Raw genomic sequence first — 20,188 nt, forward strand, 5'->3', positions numbered from 1 at the left:
GTCACCGTGTCTGGGGATTGATGAGAATCTTCATCTTGTCGCTGCCTTTGTCGCTCAGGATGTCGAAGCCTTTTTCGACGACATCATCGGCATCGATCAGATCGTGGATGAGCTTTTCAACGGGGAATTTGCCGTTCGCGATCATGCCGATGATGCGCGGCCAGATCGTGACGGGGTAACACCACGTTCCTTCTATCCGAATATCCTTCAGCGACCATTTCATCGGATCGACACTCGCTGTGCCGACATGCAGGCCCGCCTGAACGACGGCGCCCGCCGAACGCACGGCATCGACGCAGGCGTTCAGCGCATGCTGGTTGCCCGCACATTCGATCGCCACGTCGACGCCCACGCCTTCCGTCAGATCGCGAATCTTTTGCGGAAGCTCGCCATCGGATGGATCGAAGATGTCGGTCGTGACGCCGAAGCCGGCCATCTTCGCGGCGCGCGCCGCGTTGGGTTCACTGACGAAGATCTTCGTGGCGCCCGCTGCATGACAGGCGAGCGCAGCGAGCACGCCGATCGGGCCTGCGCCAGTAATCAGCACCGTCGAACCGACCGTGACGCCGCCCCGGTCCACTGCATACAGTGCAACGGCAGCGGGTTCGATCAACGCTCCCTGCTTGTCACTGACGCTGTCGGGCAGGCGGTTCGCGTGATAGTCGTTGAGCACCGTGTATTCGGCCATGCCGCCGCCGTCCCAGCTCAGCCCGACGCAGCCCATCTTCGTGCACAGATGGCGCATGCCGCGCGCGCAGTAATAGCACTGACCGCACGACGCGAGCGGCATCACCGAGATGCGGTCGCCGCGTTGCACGTTCTTCACGTCCTTGCCGACTTCGACGACCTCCGCGCTGAATTCATGGCCCAGAACCTGAGGCGCTTTTGCGCCCGTCAATGCATGCGGCTCGGTCGGCACGACGATGGGACCCGCCTGATACTCATGCAGATCGGTGCCGCAGATGCCGCACCACAGCGGCTTGACGATCATCTGGTTCGCGCCCATGCCCGTCGGGTCCGGTACGTTTTCGACCCGGATATCGTGCGCACAATGAAAACGCACTGCTCTCATATTCGACTCCTTGGTTAGTCGGGCCATTTCCAATGGCCTCGTGTGGATCTGGAAATTCAGCGCTGCCGGCGGCTCACGTAGCACGCGGATGCGCCGATGATGATCACGCCCTTGACGATGATCTGCGCCTGCACGGGCATGCCGATCAGCAGCACGATGTTGAAGACGATGACGAGAATTGCTGCGCCCGCAAGTCCGCCCAGCAGCGAGCCGCGGCCGCCGGAGAGCGCGAGGCCGCCCATCACTGCGGCGACGATCGAATCGAGTTCGAAGCCGCGCCCCACCCAGTTGTCGACGATGCCGACATAGCCCGACAGGATCAGTCCCGCCAGCCCGGCAAGCAGCGCGCTGATCACGTAGCAGGCGATGCGCACGGTGTCGGGACTCACGCCGACCAGTCTCGCGGCGACGGCGTTGCCGCCCACCATGTACACGCGTCGCCCGAAGGTGGACAAATGCAGCAGCGTGCCGAATACGATCGCGCACGCGATCAGCAACAGCACGTTGACGGGCACGGCCGCGATCGAGCCTGTTCCCAGCACGTGAAAGAGCGGTGGCACGTTGCCTGACGGCGCGCCTTGCGTGTAGGCGAAGCGCAGACCGTCGAGCATGACGGCTGTGGCGAAGGTCGCGAGAAACGGCGACACCTGACGCTTCGTGACGAGCAGACCATTGAGCAGCCCTGCGCCGATGCACAGCAGGAGCGTGACGCCGAAGATGGCAGGGGCTGAATGGTTCGTGTCGTCGAACGCGGTGGCGATCACGGCCGCCGTCGCCATCACGGAGGCAACCGACAGATCGAGTCCGCCGACGAGAATGACGAACACCTGGCCAATCACGACGATGCCGAGCGGCGCGAACTGCACCAGCATGTTGACGACGTTGTCGGCGCGAAGGAAAGCAGGCGACCATGCGCCCGAAAGCGCAATCAGCGCCACGAGAAACAGATAGATGCCATAGCGTCGCGCGACACCGAGTGACAGCGTGCGCGCCGGTGTGGCGTCGCTGCGCGGAGCAACCGAGTTCATGCGAGCCTCCGTTTCTGCTGGACGTTGACGCAGACGGCCGCGATGATCGCGATACCCTGCACGATGAGCTGATACTGCGACGGCACGCCAGCGAAGTTGATCAGGTTGTTGAGCATGCTGAGCAGATACACGCCGAGCAGCGTGCCGATGACGCCGCCACGCCCTCCGCTCAGAATCGTGCCGCCGACGACAACGGGCGTAATCGACGCAAGCGTGTAGTTGGCGCCGAGATAAGGTTGGCCCGAGCCGAACTGGGCAGCGAGATAGATGCCCGTCAGGCCTGCGCAGAGTGACGAGAACGTGTAGACGAACAGAATGACGCGTTTGCGCGGAATGCCCGATAGCGTCGCCGCGTTGTCGTCGTCGCCGACGAGGTAGACGTATCGGCCGAGGCGCGTATTGCGCATGAAATACGACACGCAGCCATAGAGAAGCAGCACGACGGTGGCGGTGACGGGCACGTTAGCGTATCGGCCGTAGGCCAGCGCGTCGAAGCCGTCCGGCACGCTGCCCACGGGGCCGTTCGCGTAGTACAGGATGCCGCCTTGCAGCACGGCACCCATACCCAGCGTCACGATCAGCGGATGCACGCGCAGCCAGAGCACGAGCAGACCATTGGCCAGTCCCACGAGAACGGACAGCGCAATCGCGACCGAAATCGCCACGCCCCATCCGCCTTGTGTGGCATCCGACAAACCCGAGGTGAGCGTCGCCGCGACGCTGATCAGCGAGCCGACGGACAGATCGATGCCGCCCGTTAGAACGGCGAGTGTCTGCCCGAGCGCGACGAGCGCGAGTCCCGTCGACTGCTGATGGACGTTCAGCAGATTGGACAGGGTCGAGAAGCGGTCGTTGACGCTGGCCCCCGCGATGAACAGCACCGCGATCAGGCCCGCAACGATATATACGGCCGCGTTCGGTGCGACGCGACGCCTAATGAGCGAACGCATGAGCGCCTCCCGTCTGCGCGAATTGCGCGCCACCCGTCGCGAGCGCCATGATGTCGTGCTCGGTCATCTGCTCGCCGCTGACTTCGCCCGCAATTCGCCCCTCGCGCATCACCAGGACGCGGTCGGACATGCCGATCACTTCCTGCAACTCGGAACTGATCATCAGGATGCCGAGTCCGCGATTCGTCAGTTCCCGCATCAGACGATAGATTTCCGCCTTCGCACCGATGTCGACGCCGCGTGTCGGTTCGTCGAGAATCAGTACACTGGTGCACACGCGTACCCATCGGCTGATGAGCACCTTCTGCTGGTTGCCGCCTGACAGCGTCGCGACGCTGCCCGCAGGCCGCGCGCCCGCGATGCCGTATTCGCGGATTGCATCCGCGCCTGCTGTACGTTCTTCCCTTGCTCGCAGCAATCCAAAACGGGACACACGCCGGAGGGTTGTCGCGGTGACGTTCTGCGCGACGTTCAGGTACATCAGCAAGCCTTCGGATTTGCGGTCTTCCGTGACGAAGCCGAGACCGAGGCGGATCGCCGTTGCAGGCGTCATGCGCGCGTGGCGCGCGCCGCGCACTTCGATTGTGCCGCGCGCGGGCAGGGCGCCGAACACGCCCGACGCGAGTTCGGTGCGGCCTGAGCCGACCATGCCGGCGAGTCCGACGATTTCGCCGGCGCGTACGGACAGCGAAGCATCGAATACGCGATTGCCGACCTGCAGACCTCCGACATTCATCAGCACCGTGCCGCCCGGCTCCAGCGTGGGCTTTGGCGGATAGATATCCTTCATTTCGCGGCCGACCATCATCCGCACGAGATCGGCGCGCGTCGTTTCCGACACGGCCTGTGTGCCGATCTTGCGGCCGTCCTTCATGACGGTCACGCGGTCGCACAGTTCGAAGATTTCATCCAGCCGGTGCGAGATATAGACAATCGCGACGCCGCGCTCGCGCAGTACGCGCAGCCGTTCGAACAATAGCTGAACCTCCTTGCCGGCGATGACTGCTGTCGGTTCGTCGAGTATCAGGACGCGTATCTCGCTTGCCATCGCCTTCGCAATCTCGACCATCTGCTGGCTGGCGACAGAGAGCGCGCCGACACGCTCGCGCGGATCGAGTTGCACGCCGAGTTCGTGCAGCAATGTGGCGGCGCGTTCGTTCATCGCGCGATGGTCGATCGTGCCCAGCCGCGTGCGGGGCTCGATTCCGGCGAAGATGTTTTGCGCCACGCTCGATTGCGGAAACAGCACGAGTTCCTGATAGATGATGTGAACGCCGTGCGCCTTTGCGTCGGCGGGAGACTTCCACGTAATAGGCTGACCGTCGAAGCGCAATGCGCCTTCGTCGGGTACGTAGGCGCCCGCGAGCACTTTCATCAGCGTCGATTTGCCCGCGCCGTTTTCGCCGACCAGCGCGTGAATTTCGCCGCCGCGCACGCCGAAGCTCACGGCGTCGAGACTCTTGACGCCAGGGAACTGCTTGGTGATGCCGCTGACTTCGATGACGTCGGACGGCGGCGCGACGCTATCACCTGACAAACCTGATGCATGCGCGTTCATTTCTCACCCGGCAGCTTGATCTTGAACGTCGACGGGTTGTAGTCCGCTCCCATGCCGCCGTCGATGATTTTGTCGGGCGGGCCCTTCGCATCGACCACCTGATCGATGTACTGGTCAGGATGCGGCACCGATGCCGTCTCGTCGCCACGCGTCAGCGCGATCTGTGGGCTGATCTCGTAGATCTTCGGCAACGGTTGACCTTGCAGCACCTTGAGCGCGACATCGAGCGACGTGCCGCCCATCGAAGGCGGATAGCCGATTTCGAGCATCGGAATCTTGTACTTCAACGCGAGTTGCAACGGGCCGTTGAGGTCGGCTGTCGTGTGCGGCGGAATTTCGCCGGGCTTGAAACCGGCTGCAAGGAATGCTTCGATCGAGCCCGCGACGGGCAAGCCGTGCGCGCACCATACGGCGTTGATGGTGTGCCCGTACTTCGCGATCATGGCCTGCATCTGCTGCTTGGCCTTCACGGGGCTCCAGTCGGAGTAGACCGTGTCGAGCACCTTGATGCCGGGGTATTGCGAGAACACTTCATGCGCGGCGGCTTCACGGTCGGCGCTGACGCTGGAGCCTGCCTGGCCTGCCAGCATGATGACGTTGCCCTTGCCGTGCAGCTTCTCGACGATCCATTGCGCCCACACGCGGCCCATCATCGCATCCGAACCCGTCACGAACGAAACAAAGTTGTCCGATGAAATGCGCCGGTCGACCATCACGACGGGGATGCCCTGTTTCATCGCCCGCGTGACGACGGGATCGAGCGCCTTCTGCGTGTTGGCGCTGACGATCAGCAGATCCACACCGCGCGAGATCAGGTCCTGAATGTCGGCGGCCTGTTTCGCGTCGTCCATGTTCCCGTTCGTAATCAGCAACTGCTTGATGAGGTCGGGATGCTCGGACGCGGCCTTCATCAGCGAGTGTTGCATCACGACGCGCCAGCTGTCGCCGAGTCCCGCATTCGAAAAGCCGATCACGTAGGGCGGTTTCTTCTTGAACTTCGTCGTGTCGGAGAACGGAATCTGCACGGCGGGATTGAACAGAAACGTGCGCGGCGCGCCGGTGTAGTCCGCGCGCGCGGCACAGGAAGCCGTCAGGATGAAAGCCGCTGCGGCGAATACGCACGCACGGTGAAAGCGGGTCGAACGACGCATGAGTGTCTCCGTAAATGTTCTGATATCTGTCGGAAGACACGCGCGTTGTCTCGCTACGCTTCAACGCGGCTGGCCGCCACATGCACGGGTAACGGGTTCTATAATCTGGCGTTACCGATGCTGGATACAGCGTGCTTCCCGACGGCGCCAATGTGGCATGGTTGACGGAGCGCATCTAGCAATTGCCATTACTAGTAATGGCAGTAACAGGGAAGGCAGAAGGAGCCGAGACATGGAGAAGCAGCAGCGCCTGAACGAACTGGCCGATTTTCTGAGGACGCGCCGCGCACGTCTTCGACCTGAGGACATCGACTTTCCGAGCGGCAGCCGCCGCAAGACACCAGGCCTGCGCCGCGAAGAAGTGGCCGAGCGTGCTGGCATCAGCGTTACCTGGTATGCGTGGCTCGAACAGGGCAGGGAAGTGAACGTGTCGTTCAAGACGATCGAAAGCCTCGCCAATGCGCTGAAGCTTTCGCCGCACGAGCGCACGCATCTGTTCGAGCTTGCCAATCACTACACGCCGCCTGGCCCGTATCCCATCGCGCAGAACGTGACGGATACCGTTCGGCGCATGCTCGATCAGCTTGGCAACATGCCGGCGTATGTCGTCGACGGCAACTGGAACTATGTGACGTGGAACGAGGCCGCCGTGCGCGTGTTCGCCGACTTCCGCAAGATGCCTGCGGGCCGCTGCAATCTGCTGTGGTTCACGTTTCAGCAAGACGGCGCGCGTGCGCTCTTTCAGGGCTGGGACGCCTATGCAAAATGCGTGCTGGCGCAGTTTCGCGGCGACTACATTCTTCGGCCTTCGGGCGAAGTGTTTTTACGCGATCTCGTCGAAGAGTTGAACGATACGGATGCTGATTTCTGCCGCTGGTGGGCCGAACACGAAGTGCTCAAGCGCAGCGACTGGCGCAAGGTCATCGAGCATCCGGTAGCAGGGGTGCTGGAACTGGATGCGCTGTCGCTGGAAGTGCCCGATGCGCCGGGGATGCGCATCATGGTCTACACGCCGGCGCCGTCGACGGATACTGCGCAGCGCATCGAGGCGCTGATGAAAGCCGATTGCGCGGCGACAACCCAGTTCGAGGCCGCAACAGTGCTCGACACATTCAGAAAAGCGCGGGTGTCGAAGACCGGGCAAAGCCGTTGATGACACAGGGCTCGGTATAAACCCTGGATTGTGCGATGCAAGGTGCCATTGCCCTGTAACGACGCTGTGGCACAACTTCATGCACGAAATGCGTGCACGCTTTTCGGCGTTGGACTTCGAGACGACGTAATTCGGACAGCCAGGACGCGTATTATGAAAATACCCCGTTCGGGCTCGTCTCCGATCGACGTATGACAGTGCGGTTGAGCCTGGTGCTGCATAGCGGCAGTGCTCGCGCTCAACGCTTATCCGACCAGATGCGGCAGCGCCGGCTCGTACGTCAAGGCTCGGCGTGAGCATCGATGTGCGAGAGGGCATCCCATGCTGCAGCCATTTGCGTCATCCGATCCGTTCACGATGGGCGTCGAACTCGAAGTTCAGGTCGTCAATACCCATGACTACAACTTGACGAAGGCGGCGACGGAGTTGCTGAACCGGGTGAGCGAGCAGAGCTTCGCGGGCGCGATCAAGCCGGAGACAACCGAGGGGATGATCGAGCTGGCGACAGGCATATGCCAGAATTTCGACCAGGCGAGGAGCGAATTGCAGGTGCTTCGCGATACCCTGGTCCGGGCAGCCGACTTTCTGAATGTCGGAGTGTGCGGCGGCGGCACAAACTTCTTCCAGAACTGGTACGACCAGCGTTCCGACGGGCGCGAACGCTCCGAATATCTGATGGGGCTATATGGTGCGCTATACCAGCAATTCACGATCTTTGGCCAGCACGTGCATGTAGGCTGCCCGGATCCTGATTCGGCGCTTGTTCTATTGCATTCGCTTTCGCGTTACGTTCCACACTTTATTGCGTTGGCTGCTTCCTCGCCGTATGTGCAGGGGAGCGACACGAAGTTCCAGTGCGCCCGGCTGAATTCGGTTGCGCCATTTCCCTTGTCGGGGCGAGCGCCGTTCGTGACGACGTGGTCGGAGTTCGAAGCATATTTCGAGCGCATGGCGAACACGGGGCTCGTCAAAAGCCTGAAGGATTTCTACTGGGATATACGTCCAAGCCCGGGATACGGCACGATCGAGATACGTGTCATGGACACACCGCTACGCGTCGAATGGGCCGCCGCGATCGCCGCGTATATCCAGGCGGTTGCGCGTTATCTGCTGGTTGATAAGCCATTGCGCCTCAGTGAGCGTGATTACGAAGTGTATCGGACGAACCGGTTCATGGCCTGCCGCTATGGGCTGGATGGTCTATGCGTGAATCCGGAGACCGGGCGTCGCGGTCCGATTCGAGGCGACATTCTTGTCACGCTGGACGCGGTCGCTGAGCATGCGCGCATTCTGGGCGCGGAGGAAGGCCTGGATATCGTCAAGCGTACTCTGACTGAAGGTGTCAGCGACGCAATGTGGTTGCGCCGCATCTACGGCGTACATAGTTCATTGCATGAGGTTGCCCGCCAGCAATGTCAGGTCTGGCGTGGCGCGCAGATGCCGGGATAGACGCGGGATTCTGCGGACCCGTGTTTTTCGGTTCCATGCACGCGATTGAAGAGACAGTCGAAGGCATATTGACAGCGGAAGAGCACGTCCGCTGCACCCGTGGCGGATAGCGGATATCGTAGCCGGCATGCATTGGTTCGCGATTGCTTTCGGAAGCAGCGGTTTCGTCGACAGTCGCGAGCCGATATCCCGTTGTACCTGCACGTTGTCGCGTACGCACGCGAATTGACGGGCTGCTTTGCGCCTGCGAGGGTGCGGAGGTAGCGCCATGGCTGTGCCGACAGATTTCCAGCTGCGAAAAATCCCGCTCAAACACGGGTCTGGTTCCATGCCTGCTATTGGGTTCGGCACGCTGATCCCCGATGCCGCCACGACCAGGACGGCTGTCTACGATGCGCTGACGGAGGGGTATCGACACTTCGACTGTGCAGAGCGATATAGAAACGAGGGCGAGGTGGGAGAGGCCTTGCACAAAGGGCTCGCGGACAATGGGATGGCTCGCGATGAGGTCTTTGTTACGACCAAGCTCTGGAACTCGAACCATCGGCCCGAGCGGGTTCCGCTGGCTTTCGATGCAAGCTGCACGAAGCTTGGAATCGACTATCTGGATCTGTACCTGATACATACGCCATTCGCGTTCCAGCCGGGAGACGACCAGGACCCGCGCGATAAAAATGGCGACGTCATCTACGACGACGGTGTCACGTTGCTCGACACATGGCGTGCGATGGAATCGCTCGTCGACGGTGGGCGATGCCGGGCGATCGGACTGTCCGACATTACGTTGAATGTCCTGCAACCCCTATATGAGGCGGCAAGAATCAAACCGGCGGCGGTGCAGGTCGAAGCCCATCCGTATCTTCCAGAGACGGAGCTGCTCGAGTTCTGCAACGCGAATGGGATCATATTTCTGGCCTTCGCTCCGCTGGGGCATGGAATAAGGCCGGGTCCGCTCGACGATCACGTCGTCGCAACGATCGCTGCGCGTGTGGAGAAAACACCCGCGCAGGTTCTGCTCGCCTGGGCCGTGCAACGTGGCACGGCCATGCTGACCACGCCAAAGACAGCAACTCGCGCGCGGGAAAACTTCAATATCGCAGCGCTCCCTGCAGACGCGTTCGAAGAGATCAATCAGATTCAGACCCGACGACGATATAACGAAGTCGTGAAGACGGGCACGCCAGGATTCATTCCGTCGCGCAAATGAGCGCCGCATTGTTGACGAAGCGCTTGACGCATCAGAGCGTTGGACGCGTCGCGGGAATGACGCGCATTGCCGGGAATCGTATAGAGGTGTGACTGACATGGCACGACTGCTATCGGTGAATGTTGGCCTCCCGCGCGACATCGAATGGAATGGGCGGACCGTGCATACGGGAAGCTGGAAACTTCCGGTGCAAGGGCGGTGTGTCGCTAGGCGCCTGGGCCTTGACGGTGACGGTCAAGGGGATCTTGGCGGACATGGCGGAGAACAACGCGCCGTGCTGGCCTATCAGATCGACTCGTATCGACACTGGCAAGCGTTCCTGCACAGGAACGAATTCGGCTTTGGACAGTTCAGCGAGAACTTTACGATCGATGGGTTGCCGGACCGCGAGGTATGTATCGGAGATGTCTACCAGATAGGTCATGCGATATTTGAAGTCACGCAGCCGCGCGTAACCTGCTATCGCCTTGGCATTCGCATGGACGAGCCGCGCATGGCGGCCTTATTGACCTCCAGCGGACGCCCGGGGTTCTATCTGCGTGTCCTGCAGGAAGGCGACGTGGGCGCTGGCGACGAGATCATCAAGCTGCGTGGGGCAAAGGCGCAGATGACCGTCGAAGAGATCAATGCGCTGCTGTATTCGCCTGCCCATCCACGTGATCGATTGGAGCGTGCATTGTGTATTGATGCTCTGTCACCGGGATGGCGAGCGTCGTTCAACACACTACTCGGCAGCATCGAGGCAGGCGCGACTAGCGGCAACGCGGGGCTTGCGCCCGCCGCGGCGTCGAATGCGGTCGCACCCGGTTTTCGACAACTCGGGGTCGTGGCAATCCAGCGAGAGTCCGCCGACGTTCTCTCGTTCGTATTCGAGGCGCCGGATGGACTGCCACTTCAGCAGGCTCGTCCGGGGCAATATGTCGTGTTGCGTCTGAAACAGGGCGCTGAAGATCCGCCGTTCTTTCGGAGCTATTCGCTCTCAGGTGCGCCGTCGACAGGCCGATATCGCATCAGCGTGAAGGTCGAGCCGAACGGGGCGGCCGGCACCTATCTTGGCGAACGTGTTCGCGTAGGAGATACGCTCGATGTCAGCGCTCCGCGCGGCGACTTCGTCCTAAAGGACGGAATCAATCCCGTTGTATTGCTGAGTGCTGGAATCGGCGTGACGCCTGTTCTCTCGATGCTGGATGCACTGGCGGCGGCGGGGTCCACTCGGCAGGTTCTCTGGATTCATGCGGCCCGCGATGGCAAGCATCATCCTTTCGGTGCCGAATCCAGGCGCCTGCTCAACATGCTCGAGCACGGACGCGGCTACGTTTGCTACAGCGCGCCGGCGGCGAGCGATCGTATCGGTGACGACTTCGACGACACGGGTCGTGTGTCGCAAATGGCGTTGGAAAAGATCGGCCTTCCCGTGGATGCCGATGTCTATCTTTGCGGACCGGCATCGTTCATGCACGACATGAAGCGAACGCTGGAAGGCATGGGCGTTCCGAATTCGCGACTTCACATGGAGCGCTTCGGCGGTGTGGAGTCGCTGAATCCAGGTATTACGGACACGTCGGTACGCGCCCCGCATCTGCCGCTTGCAGAGGTCGCCGAGGGGCCGCTGGTGTCGTTCGCACGCAGTGGCATCGCCGCACATTGGAACACGCTTTCCTACCAAAGTATTCTGGAACTGGCCGAAGCCTGCGACGTACCCGTCCGATGGTCGTGCCGGACGGGAATATGTCACAACTGCGAGAGCGGGCTTGTTTCGGGAGCGGTTGCCTATGCACCGGAGCCGCTGGACCATCCTGCCGATGGCAATGTGCTTATCTGCTGCGCACGACCCGTCGGGGACGTCGTAGTGGATTTGTGACTTTGATCTCGCGGCGGGGTGGACGAAAGAGATGACTGGGTCGGTGCATATGGAAGGCGCGGCGTGAGGCGCGATGTGGGGCGTACGCCTGCCGCGAGCCATCGCCTTTTTCCGCCTTTGTCGGTGACGAATACCCAGACTGATGTGGTAGATCGTTGAGGGCCGCTGCGCTTCCCGACCGACTCCGCGTGGGCATGCAACGCACCGCGGAATCGTTACGGAATCGCTGCTCCCGTTCGTCAGAGATCAGTATGGGTATGTGCCAATTCGAGGAAATACGTTCGGTTCCCGTACTTAATTAATTGATTGTCGCACCCTGTGATGTGGGACCAGGGGCACGTCTGACGTGTCAGACGAAACGTCATGGGTGAACGGACCTGGATTCGGCGCATTGCGATGCAATGCGCCGACATATCCAGCTGTACGCCTGTCGTCAGAAGCATGGCGAGCCGCCCAACGCGGCCCAACCACACGATACCCAGTGCTATAGTTGTTCCATCACTCTTCTGCGATCCCGACTCCCATGTTTTGCGACGCATGCGACGGAATGCTACAGAGCGCTACCCCTGTTCCCCATCCACAGTTGGAGAAATCACCCTGTTCGACGAGGCTGCGTCCACTGGGTCGCCGCCCGCTCGAAGTGTGCAGATATCGCTGTCTTCAGTGCGGGGTGAACTGGATGCTCGAAACTGACATGTCGAATGCAGACGAGCACGAGTGGATCTGTCTCTACCATTCATCGAGCATTCTCGCGCCCGGCAGCGTTTCGGCTCTCACTTCGCGGCTGGAAGCTGATTCTCCGGTCACGCGTGTGAACGCCGCTCATGCGGTGGGCCCGGAACGGCCCTATCAAATGTTGATTCGGCTAGGATCGCTTCCCTTCGTCTGACGAACAAAGAAAGCAAAGCTGAGCGATAGCAGCAGGTGAATTGACTTTGCGAAACTTCTGTTCGCAATGGGTTCGCCGGTCTTTGAAAGCCACCTCCTATTTTGCGACCGTTTAACGACAAATGGCTCAGCGCAACTGACCGTGGATTTTCGCAAGGTCAATCAACGCCGCCCAACCAGTCATTAGACCAAAGTCCAATACAAACTTTTGTTCAACGTGTATAGGCTGAAATTCTCTACCTGCGGGCCACGGGGGAGCTTGTCTTACAATTCATGAATATGGCCTGAAGAGAATCCGGGTGCGAGCCCAATCTACGACCACAAGAAGGCGGAAGCCAGGAAGAAGCGCGATGCTGCGACTAAAACCGCCCATCACGGCATGAGTCAGTAAAAGTGCTTTTCATTCGCAAGGTATCACGCGTTCGCGGCTGAATGTGAATGGAACTGGTGCAGGTTCGCGGCAAGACATGAGACCTTTGCAGACCAGCTTCAACAGTGGCATTACGTCAGTATCAGTGCGTGTTTCACCCTGCCAGGCCGACGGTGCCGATTTGGGCACGCCCTGATTTGTCGCCGGCAAATGCTCAGGGTGACCTGCCGGGAGGATAGTCATGCTGCTCACACCGGATACCCAAGGGGTGCTGTCCCGGCAATTGCTCGATGTACTGATCCGCGCTGGACTTGTCGCCGTTCTGGCCATCTTCTGTTTCCGGATCTTTGCCCCGTTCCTCAACCTCATGGTTTGGGCATTGATCCTTGCAATCACGCTGTATCCGCTACAGGTCAGGCTTCGGCGTTCGCTCGCCGGCAAGGATGGCCTGATTGCCACGGTGATCATCCTCTGCGCGTTTGTGGTAATTCTCGTGCCGACCTATCTGCTGGGCGTCGCGGTCGCCAGTTCGATCGAGCGGGCGATGGCCATTTTCAGGAGCGGCAGCTTCCAGATTCCGCCACCGGATCAATCCGTGGCCGCCTGGCCGTTAATAGGCCGGCGGATTTATGACTTCTGGACGCAGGCTTCGACCGATCTCACTGGGCTTGCGCAGAAGTTCGCACCTCAACTCAAGGAAGCCGGGCTCGCGATCCTCGGCACGGTCACGGGCCTGGGTGCGGGACTGCTGGTCTTTTTCGTTGCGCTTATAGTCGCTGGCATTTTCATGGCGCATGGAGAGAAGGGCTATCAATCTTCAGTGCAGATTGCCTCACGCATCTCGGGTCCCGAGAACGGCCAGCAGATTGCCGATTTATGCACGTCGACCATTCGGGCGGTGGCGCAGGGTGTGGTCGGTATTGCGTTCATCCAGATGCTGCTCATCGGCATCGCGTTCATCGTCATGGGTATTCCCGGCGCGGGCCTGCTCGCGCTCGCCGTGCTGCTGATCGGCATCATGCAGTTACCCGCAACGCTGATTACAGTACCCGTCATCATTTTCGTGATTGTTACGCAGGGGGTAAGCACGGCGACCGTCATATTCTCCGTCTACGTTTTCGTTGCCGGTCTGGCCGATAACGTGCTCAAACCACTGTTGTTGGGCCGTGGCGTCGCGGTGCCGATGCCCGTGGTGCTGATCGGTGCGATCGGGGGCATGGTGACGGGCGGCGTCATTGGGCTCTTCATCGGTCCCGTCATGCTCGCCGTGGGTTACCAGCTGTTCTGGCGATGGGTGAAAGACCAGCCGGCATCCGGGCAGCGCCAGACACTCGAACAACCCTAATACCCGGGGACCACGCCGTGTCGCCTCCAATGCTCCCACGCGGGGTGGCGATGCCGCTTCGGACAGTGTTGCTAATCGGGAGCCTCACGGGCTTCATGAATGGGTGCATGCGCGTGGGCCCGGACTTTCATCCGCAGCATGAGGGGTGGAGCGAGCACTGGAGCAGCGCATCGATCGGGCAGGTCACGCAGCAGGGGGCGCAGCCCGATGCGCGTCAGTGGTGGGAGATTTTCGGCGACGAGAACCTCGAGCGTCTGATCGCGCAAGCCGATGCAAACAACGGCGACCTGAAGATCGCCGGCCTGCGCGTGATCGAGGCCCGCGCGCAGCTCGGCATCGCGCTTGCGGGACGCTACCCCCAGCTGCAGCAGGTCAACGCCGACGTGCTTTACTCGGCGCGCAAGCGCTCGGATGGATTCAACCCGCGCTCGGGTGCCTACTGGCAATACGGCACGGGCTTCAGCATCGGCTGGGAACTCGACTTCTGGGGGCGTTTTAGCCGCGCAATCGAGTCGGCCGACGCCACATTCTTTGCGGCGCAATCGAATCGCGACGCAGCGTTGGTCCTGTTACATGCGCAAGTCGCCGATACCTACTTCACGCTGCGCACGGCCGAGGCGCGCCTGCGCATCGCGCGCGACAACGCCCGGTTGCAGAAGCGCAGCTACGACATCGCGCAAAAGCTCTTCAAGAGCGGCGAGACGGATGAGCTGGACTTCCAGCAGGCCAAAACGCAGTATCTGGGTACGCTGAGCAGCATCCCCGAACTCGAGAGCCAGATCGTGCTCGCGCGTCACGCGCTGTCCGTGCTGACGGGGCGACCACCCGGTCCGCTGCCGGAACTCGACGTGCAGTCCGGCAAGGAGGGCGTGATCCCGCTCGTCGATCATGCCGTGCTGCAGGACGTGCCGGCCGATCTGCTATTGCGCCGCCCCGACGTTCGCGCTGCCGAGTATCAGATGGCCGCGCAGTCGGCATTGATCGGCGTGGCGAAAGCCGATCTTTATCCGTCGGTGTCGCTGGTGGGCTCGCTCGTCTGGAGCGCGAGTTCGCTCACCGGTTCACCGAACACGCTGGCCGTGGTAGCCGGCCCGAGCGTCACGTGGAACGTGTTCGATCATGGCCGGATCACCAACAACGTGCGCGTACAGGACGCCCGGCTGCAACAGTTGACGATCGCCTATCAGAACACCGTGCGCGAAGCCGCACGGGAAGCTGATGATGCCGCGACCGCACTGATCGCCGCATTGCAGCGGGACACCATTCTGAACGACGCTCAAGGGGCCGCGCGGCGCTCCCTCACGCTTGCCAATACGATCTACCGCGAAGGGTATTCAGACTTCCAGCGCGTGCTCGATGCCCAGCGCGCGCTGTTCGCGCAGCAGGATGCGTACATCGTCAACCGCAGCAATGCCGTGGGCAGTCTGATCGCGCTGTACAAGGCGCTCGGCGGAGGCTGGTACGCGGAGCAGCCGATCGTCGATCCGGCGACCCGCGCGCAGATGCAGGAACGCACCGACTGGGGTGATCTGCTGACCGAGCCGGGCGCGCCGTCGGCTGCCGCCATTCCGTCCTCAGGTCCGTCCCAATGAGCGACACGCCCGGGACCTCCCATGCTGCGCCGACGCCGGCGCCGTCGCCCGACGCCGATCCATCGGGCAGGGCGGTGAAGTGGATTGTCGGCCTGATCGTCGTGAGCCTGATCTGGTATCTGCTCGCCGACCGCTTTACGCCTTACACGCAACAGGCACGTGTACAGGCCTATGTCGTGCCCGTCGCCGCGGAAGTATCGGGACAGGTGACGCGCGTTCTCGTGCACAACAACCAGGAAGTCAACGCGGGTGACGTGCTGTTCGAAATCGATAGCGGGCAATACCGCATTGCCGCCGATCGCGCACGGGCCGACCTCGACTCCACGCGCCGTCAGGTCGGCGCCAGCACGGCCGGCATCGATTCGGCGCTCGCATCGCTGCGGGCGGCTATCGCAAACGAGACCAAGGCGCGGCAGGACAGCGAGCGCCTCGAACGGCTGTATCGAGAAGACGAAGGCACGGTCTCGCTACGGCGCCTCGAGGTGGCGCGCGCGACGCACGAGCAGGCTCAAAGCCAGGTTGCCGCAGCGCGTGCCGAAGTGGAGCGCGCACGCGAGCAGCAGGGCGGTCACGACGCAGAAAACGCGCAGTTGCGCAGTGCGGCGGCTGCCGTCCAGAAGGCTGAACTCGATCTGGCCAACACGCGGATCACGGCCCGCACAGGTGGCGTCATCACCGATCTGCGCGCCGAGGTCGGCCAGTTCGCGGCGGCGGGCAATCCGGTGATGACACTGATCGCGATTCGTAGCGTGTGGGTCAGCGCCGATATGACTGAGAACAACCTGGGCCACCTCCAGCCCGGCACGCCCGTGGCGATCGCACTGGACGCACTGCCGGGCGAAGTCTTCGAAGGGCGGGTCCGCAGTATCGGTTATGGCGTGAGCGTGGGGCAGAGCGCGCCACCTGGCAGTCTGCCCACCGTGCAGAACAGCCGCGACTGGCTGCGTCCCGCCCAGCGTTTTCCGGTGATCGTCGAATTCGACCCGAATGAGCGCGCACGTCTGCACAACATCCGCGTTGGCGGGCAGGCCGAGGTGATGGCGTTTCCGAGTCAGGGCAATCCGCTCAATCCGCTGGGTCGCGTGTTTCTGCGCGTGATGAGCTGGGTCTCCTATCTTTACTGACGTCGATGGCAAACACACTCCAGCTCCCCGGTCGCCGTGCGCTGCGCGTTGCCACAGGGACGGCACTCTGCCTCGCGGTCAGTTTCGCGCTGGACCTGCCGATTCCCGTGGTCGGGCCGGTGTTCGCCGTCTTTCTGCTGGCGACGCAAAACCGGCCACTGTCGTTCAAGGCAGGCATCGCATTCGCGCTGGTCGTCGCATTGACCACGGGCAGCGGCTTGCTCCTTGTTCCGCTGCTTCGTCATTACGCGTTCGCTGGCGTGATGATCACGGGTCTCATGCTCTTTCTTGCCTTTCGCTACGGATTGCGCGGCGGGAACAATCTGGTCGCGACCTTTCTGGTGGCGGGACTGACGATGATCTCCGCAGCGGGTACAGCTGACTTCCAGTTAGCCGTGACGGTCGTTGGCGCGCTGGTGCAGGGGCTCGTGCTTGCCGTGGTGGTGTCGGCCGTGGTTCACCGGCTGTTTCCCGAACCCATGAGCGCGCGGCGGCAGCCTGCCGCGCCCGTCATGCCGAACGATCTGGCCGTACGCGTTGCGCTGCGCGCCGCGCTCGTGGTCATGCCGGTCTACCTGCTCGCGATGGCCGATCCGGCGAGTTACATGCCGATCATCATGAAGTCCGTCAGCCTCGGCAGGCAGAGCTGCACCACGACGGCCCGCAGTGCGGCGCGCGATCTCATCGGCTCTACGTTGCTAGGCGGCCTGCTAGCGGTCGCGTTCTGGTTTGCCCTCAGGCTCTTCGTGGACCTGTGGATGTTCTTCCTGTGGATGCTGCTGTTCGGTCTGCTGGTGGGACGCAAGCTTTATCGCATCAGCCCGACGCGTTACTCGCCGGGTTTCTGGCTGAACAGCCTCGTCACGATGATCATCCTGCTCGGCCAGTCGGTGCAGGATAGCGTGGCAGGCAAGGACGTCTACAGTGCATTCGCGGTACGTATGGGACTCTTTCTGGCTGTGACGGTCTACGCATGTCTGACGCTTCAGCTCTTTGACCGCTACGGCCGGGCACACTGACACGCTGATTTCTGATTAGACCAAGGTCCAATACCGCCGGTGCTATACAGTGAATAGACTTAAAGAGGAGCGCGTGATGCCTTTTGACGATTCCGCGATTGATCATGTTCGCTGGCAGAGGCGGACGACTCTCCGAGACGGGAGAGGCAGAAGCCAGACGGTTACCGCAAACCGAATCGCCCCATTAAATACGTTCCGGAGAAAGGTCTAGCCGCGATCGGGTGAAGCCAAGGCGCCGCGTTCTGTTTCACGTCTTCCGAAGAAGGCACGCCGCAGCGAGATAGCTTGCCACCCCAGCCCTGATCAATCGCGCAGACCGTCTCCCCTGGTCGGCGACGAGGTTCCGCGGCCAGTCCACAATGCGTTGCTTCGAGCTCTGTCGAAGGTCTGTTCAGGAGAACACCAGATGACAAAGTTGCTGGTCGACGTGGTCATCTTTCTTGCGTCGGCGCTGATCGCCGTGCCGCTGGCGGTCCGCCTCGGCTTTGGGGCCGTACTTGGCTACCTGGTGGCGGGCATCATGATCGGCCCGTGGGCACTGAAGCTGGTGACCGACATCGACGCGATCCTCCATTTTTCCGAGTTGGGCATCGTGCTGATGATGTTCGTGATCGGACTTGAAATGAGGGTCGACGCCCTATGGGCGATGCGCCGCACCATCTTTGGCTACGGCACAATGCAGATGACCGTCTGTGCCGCGGCGTTGTCGGGGATTTTCCTGATGTTAGGGTTGCCCTGGCGTATTGCGTTGGCGGGCGGGCTTGCGCTCTCGCTGTCATCGACCGCAATGGTGATGTCCGAACTTCAGGAGCGTAAGTTAATGGATATGCCAACGGGCCGTGCCGGGTTCGGCATTCTCCTGTTTCAGGACATGGCAGCTATCCCGCTGATTGCTCTCCTGCCGTTGCTTGGACCGGCGGTGCCCACCCCCGCAGCGGAACCGGGTTGGCTCGTAGCTTTGAAAGCACTGGCCATGCTTGGTGCGATAACGCTCGTCGGCCGCTACCTGTTGCACATCGTGCTGCGTTTGATCACCAGCATTGGCGTTCCAGAAATTTTCACCGCGTTTGCACTGCTGTGGATAGTGGGCATCTCATTGCTCATGGAGAGCGTTCATCTGTCAATGTCTTTGGGCGCCTTTGTCGCAGGGGTACTGCTCGCGGATTCGGACTATCGCCACCAGGTCGAAGTCGACATGGCGCCCTTCAAGGGCCTGTTGCTCGGTTTGTTTTTCATTGCAGTGGGAACGTCAATCGATTTTGGTGTGTTGATGCGCGAGCCGGTACGTGTCGCGATACTCGTCGTGGCACTGGTCGGTATCAAGGCGATCGCGCAGTGGTTTCTTGCGAATAGATTCGGCGTGCCGCCATCGCAACGCGGCTACTTCGCGATTCTGCTGTCACAAGGCGGCGAGTTCGCGTTTGTGGTGATGGCCGCTTCACTGGCTGCGGGGGTTATCGATCAGCGACAGTCGTCCCTTGTCACGCTGGTCGTTGCGCTATCGATGGTCTCGACGCCTTTACTGTTGCTCGTGCACCGCCGGCTGTTGCAGCCATTCGCCAGTCGTGAGGTCGGAGAAGGGTAGTCGAGAGGATCCATTGCGTAGCCGGATCGTGGATTACTCGGGGGCCGTTGATTGCGACGAATCCCTTCTTGCCTGATGTAATCAGGCAAGAACCACAAGGAGTCCAGCTGAAATGTCAAACGAACGCGAACCCTTGCTTGACCCAATCGACAGAGTGAGCGAGATCGTCTTTGGTGTGCTGATGGCACTGTCGTTCACGGGTGCCCTCAGCGTTGCGACCGCCGGCCACCAGGAAGTCCGGACGATGATGCTCACCGCGCTCGGCTGCAACCTCGCCTGGGGGCTGGTGGATGCCGTCATGTGTCTCATACGCACAGCAACTGAGCGACGCAGGAAGGTTACATTGCTGGCGCGGCTTCGGGCGACACAAGACAAGGCCGAATCGCACCACTTGATTAAAGATGCGCTCCCGCAACTTCTCGCATCCATCGTCCAGCCTGCGGCGCTCGACTCACTGCACCAGGGGCTCCTTACCGTACGCGAGCCGGCTGTCCGGCTTGACGGGAGAGACTATGCCGCCGCATTCGGCGTATTCGCGCTCGTCGTCCTGGCGACTTTCCCGGTCGTGATTCCATTCATGTTCATTTCAAAAGTCGTGCTGGCATTGCGCGTCTCAAACGCACTGGCGGTTGTCACGCTCTTCATCTGCGGTTTTGCGCTCGGTCGGCACACCGGCGGAAGACCGTTGGTGTCCGGTCTCGCAATGTCCGGAATTGGCGTCGCGCTGCTTGCAATCATCATCGCTTTAGGGGGCTGATTCGGAGCTTGGCAACGGATTATCGGCTACCGCAGGGCGAACACCTGCCTGAAGCGCTTTCTGCTTCTGTGAAATTGCA

General features: G+C 61.3%; 15 protein-coding genes. 10 read left to right on the forward strand and 5 right to left on the reverse strand.

The window, feature by feature from the left end:
- Position 1: 1 nt before the first annotated feature.
- From SB822_RS25115 to SB822_RS25135, 5 genes are read right to left on the reverse strand one after another with little or no spacing between them, the layout of a single operon-like run.
- Positions 2–1,072 carry a 2,3-butanediol dehydrogenase gene (locus SB822_RS25115; protein ID WP_079488303.1) on the reverse strand — a complete coding sequence of 357 codons (1,071 nt, stop codon included), beginning with the start codon at positions 1,070–1,072 and terminating at the stop codon, positions 2–4.
- 56 nt (positions 1,073–1,128) lie between these two features.
- Positions 1,129–2,100 carry an ABC transporter permease gene (locus SB822_RS25120; protein ID WP_410855868.1) on the reverse strand — a complete coding sequence of 324 codons (972 nt, stop codon included), beginning with the start codon at positions 2,098–2,100 and terminating at the stop codon, positions 1,129–1,131.
- The gene (locus tag SB822_RS25125; protein ID WP_410855869.1) at positions 2,097–3,050 is read right to left on the reverse strand and encodes an ABC transporter permease; all 954 of its coding nucleotides are present in this window, start codon (positions 3,048–3,050) and stop codon (positions 2,097–2,099) included. Before SB822_RS25125 ends, SB822_RS25120 begins: the two co-directional genes overlap by 4 nt.
- Positions 3,034–4,608 carry a sugar ABC transporter ATP-binding protein gene (locus tag SB822_RS25130; RefSeq protein WP_410855870.1) on the reverse strand — a complete coding sequence of 525 codons (1,575 nt, stop codon included), beginning with the start codon at positions 4,606–4,608 and terminating at the stop codon, positions 3,034–3,036. The genes SB822_RS25125 and SB822_RS25130 overlap by 17 nt, the downstream gene beginning before the upstream one ends.
- The gene (locus SB822_RS25135; RefSeq protein WP_094297556.1) at positions 4,605–5,759 is read right to left on the reverse strand and encodes an ABC transporter substrate-binding protein; all 1,155 of its coding nucleotides are present in this window, start codon (positions 5,757–5,759) and stop codon (positions 4,605–4,607) included. The genes SB822_RS25130 and SB822_RS25135 overlap by 4 nt, the downstream gene beginning before the upstream one ends.
- Before the next feature lie 232 nt (positions 5,760–5,991).
- On the opposite strand from SB822_RS25135, the gene SB822_RS25140 reads away from it, so the two are divergent.
- From SB822_RS25140 to SB822_RS25185, 10 genes are all read left to right on the forward strand, one after another.
- Positions 5,992–6,912 carry a helix-turn-helix transcriptional regulator gene (locus SB822_RS25140; RefSeq protein WP_009770709.1) on the forward strand — a complete coding sequence of 307 codons (921 nt, stop codon included), beginning with the start codon at positions 5,992–5,994 and terminating at the stop codon, positions 6,910–6,912.
- A gap of 321 nt (positions 6,913–7,233) precedes the next feature.
- Positions 7,234–8,361 (forward strand): YbdK family carboxylate-amine ligase, encoded by a 1,128-nt coding sequence (locus SB822_RS25145; RefSeq protein ID WP_007735414.1) that lies wholly within the window; start codon positions 7,234–7,236, stop codon positions 8,359–8,361.
- Positions 8,362–8,629: 268 nt separating this feature from the next.
- On the forward strand, positions 8,630–9,568 hold the full coding sequence (locus SB822_RS25150) for an aldo/keto reductase (RefSeq protein ID WP_410855871.1): 939 nt from the start codon (positions 8,630–8,632) through the stop codon (positions 9,566–9,568).
- Positions 9,569–9,842: 274 nt separating this feature from the next.
- Positions 9,843–11,429: an MOSC domain-containing protein gene (locus SB822_RS25155; RefSeq protein WP_410855872.1), complete on the forward strand. Its 1,587-nt coding sequence runs from the start codon at positions 9,843–9,845 to the stop codon at positions 11,427–11,429.
- A gap of 1,499 nt (positions 11,430–12,928) precedes the next feature.
- Positions 12,929–14,032, forward strand: a complete 1,104-nt coding sequence (locus SB822_RS25160; protein ID WP_007733220.1) for an AI-2E family transporter — start codon at positions 12,929–12,931, stop codon at positions 14,030–14,032.
- A gap of 29 nt (positions 14,033–14,061) precedes the next feature.
- A complete protein-coding gene (locus tag SB822_RS25165) occupies positions 14,062–15,624 on the forward strand; it encodes a TolC family protein (RefSeq protein WP_410855896.1) in 1,563 nt (520 codons plus the stop codon).
- Entirely contained in the window at positions 15,621–16,748 is a 1,128-nt protein-coding gene (locus tag SB822_RS25170) for an HlyD family secretion protein (RefSeq protein WP_410855873.1), read from the forward strand. The genes SB822_RS25165 and SB822_RS25170 overlap by 4 nt, the downstream gene beginning before the upstream one ends.
- 5 nt (positions 16,749–16,753) lie before the next feature.
- Positions 16,754–17,767, forward strand: coding sequence for a DUF2955 domain-containing protein (locus tag SB822_RS25175; protein WP_009770717.1), 1,014 nt, complete (start codon positions 16,754–16,756; stop codon positions 17,765–17,767).
- Positions 17,768–18,173: 406 nt separating this feature from the next.
- Complete coding sequence (locus tag SB822_RS25180; RefSeq protein WP_009770718.1) at positions 18,174–19,352, forward strand: monovalent cation:proton antiporter-2 (CPA2) family protein; 1,179 nt, start codon at positions 18,174–18,176, stop codon at positions 19,350–19,352.
- A 112-nt stretch (positions 19,353–19,464) separates the two neighbouring features.
- Positions 19,465–20,109, forward strand: coding sequence for a VIT1/CCC1 transporter family protein (locus SB822_RS25185; RefSeq protein WP_009770719.1), 645 nt, complete (start codon positions 19,465–19,467; stop codon positions 20,107–20,109).
- Positions 20,110–20,188: the final 79 nt, after the last annotated feature.

Source organism: Paraburkholderia sp. SIMBA_054, from assembly GCF_046534875.1.
GTDB classification, from domain to species: Bacteria; Pseudomonadota; Gammaproteobacteria; order Burkholderiales; family Burkholderiaceae; genus Paraburkholderia; species Paraburkholderia hospita.

Bases quoted from the DNA above. Each gene is read 5' to 3' on its own strand.
- SB822_RS25145 (WP_007735414.1), top strand. From the start codon at position 7,234: ATGCTGCAGCCATTTGCGTCATCCGATCCGTTCACGATGGGCGTCGAA.
- SB822_RS25185 (WP_009770719.1), top strand. From the start codon at position 19,465: ATGTCAAACGAACGCGAACCCTTGCTTGACCCAATCGACAGAGTGAGC.
- SB822_RS25180 (WP_009770718.1), top strand. From the start codon at position 18,174: ATGACAAAGTTGCTGGTCGACGTGGTCATCTTTCTTGCGTCGGCGCTG.
- SB822_RS25120 (WP_410855868.1), bottom strand. From the start codon at position 2,100: ATGAACTCGGTTGCTCCGCGCAGCGACGCCACACCGGCGCGCACGCTG.
- SB822_RS25115 (WP_079488303.1), bottom strand. From the start codon at position 1,072: ATGAGAGCAGTGCGTTTTCATTGTGCGCACGATATCCGGGTCGAAAAC.
- SB822_RS25150 (WP_410855871.1), top strand. From the start codon at position 8,630: ATGGCTGTGCCGACAGATTTCCAGCTGCGAAAAATCCCGCTCAAACAC.
- SB822_RS25135 (WP_094297556.1), bottom strand. From the start codon at position 5,759: ATGCGTCGTTCGACCCGCTTTCACCGTGCGTGCGTATTCGCCGCAGCG.
- SB822_RS25165 (WP_410855896.1), top strand. From the start codon at position 14,062: ATGCTCCCACGCGGGGTGGCGATGCCGCTTCGGACAGTGTTGCTAATC.
- SB822_RS25175 (WP_009770717.1), top strand. From the start codon at position 16,754: ATGGCAAACACACTCCAGCTCCCCGGTCGCCGTGCGCTGCGCGTTGCC.
- SB822_RS25125 (WP_410855869.1), bottom strand. From the start codon at position 3,050: ATGCGTTCGCTCATTAGGCGTCGCGTCGCACCGAACGCGGCCGTATAT.
- SB822_RS25140 (WP_009770709.1), top strand. From the start codon at position 5,992: ATGGAGAAGCAGCAGCGCCTGAACGAACTGGCCGATTTTCTGAGGACG.
- SB822_RS25130 (WP_410855870.1), bottom strand. From the start codon at position 4,608: ATGAACGCGCATGCATCAGGTTTGTCAGGTGATAGCGTCGCGCCGCCG.
- SB822_RS25170 (WP_410855873.1), top strand. From the start codon at position 15,621: ATGAGCGACACGCCCGGGACCTCCCATGCTGCGCCGACGCCGGCGCCG.
- SB822_RS25160 (WP_007733220.1), top strand. From the start codon at position 12,929: ATGCTGCTCACACCGGATACCCAAGGGGTGCTGTCCCGGCAATTGCTC.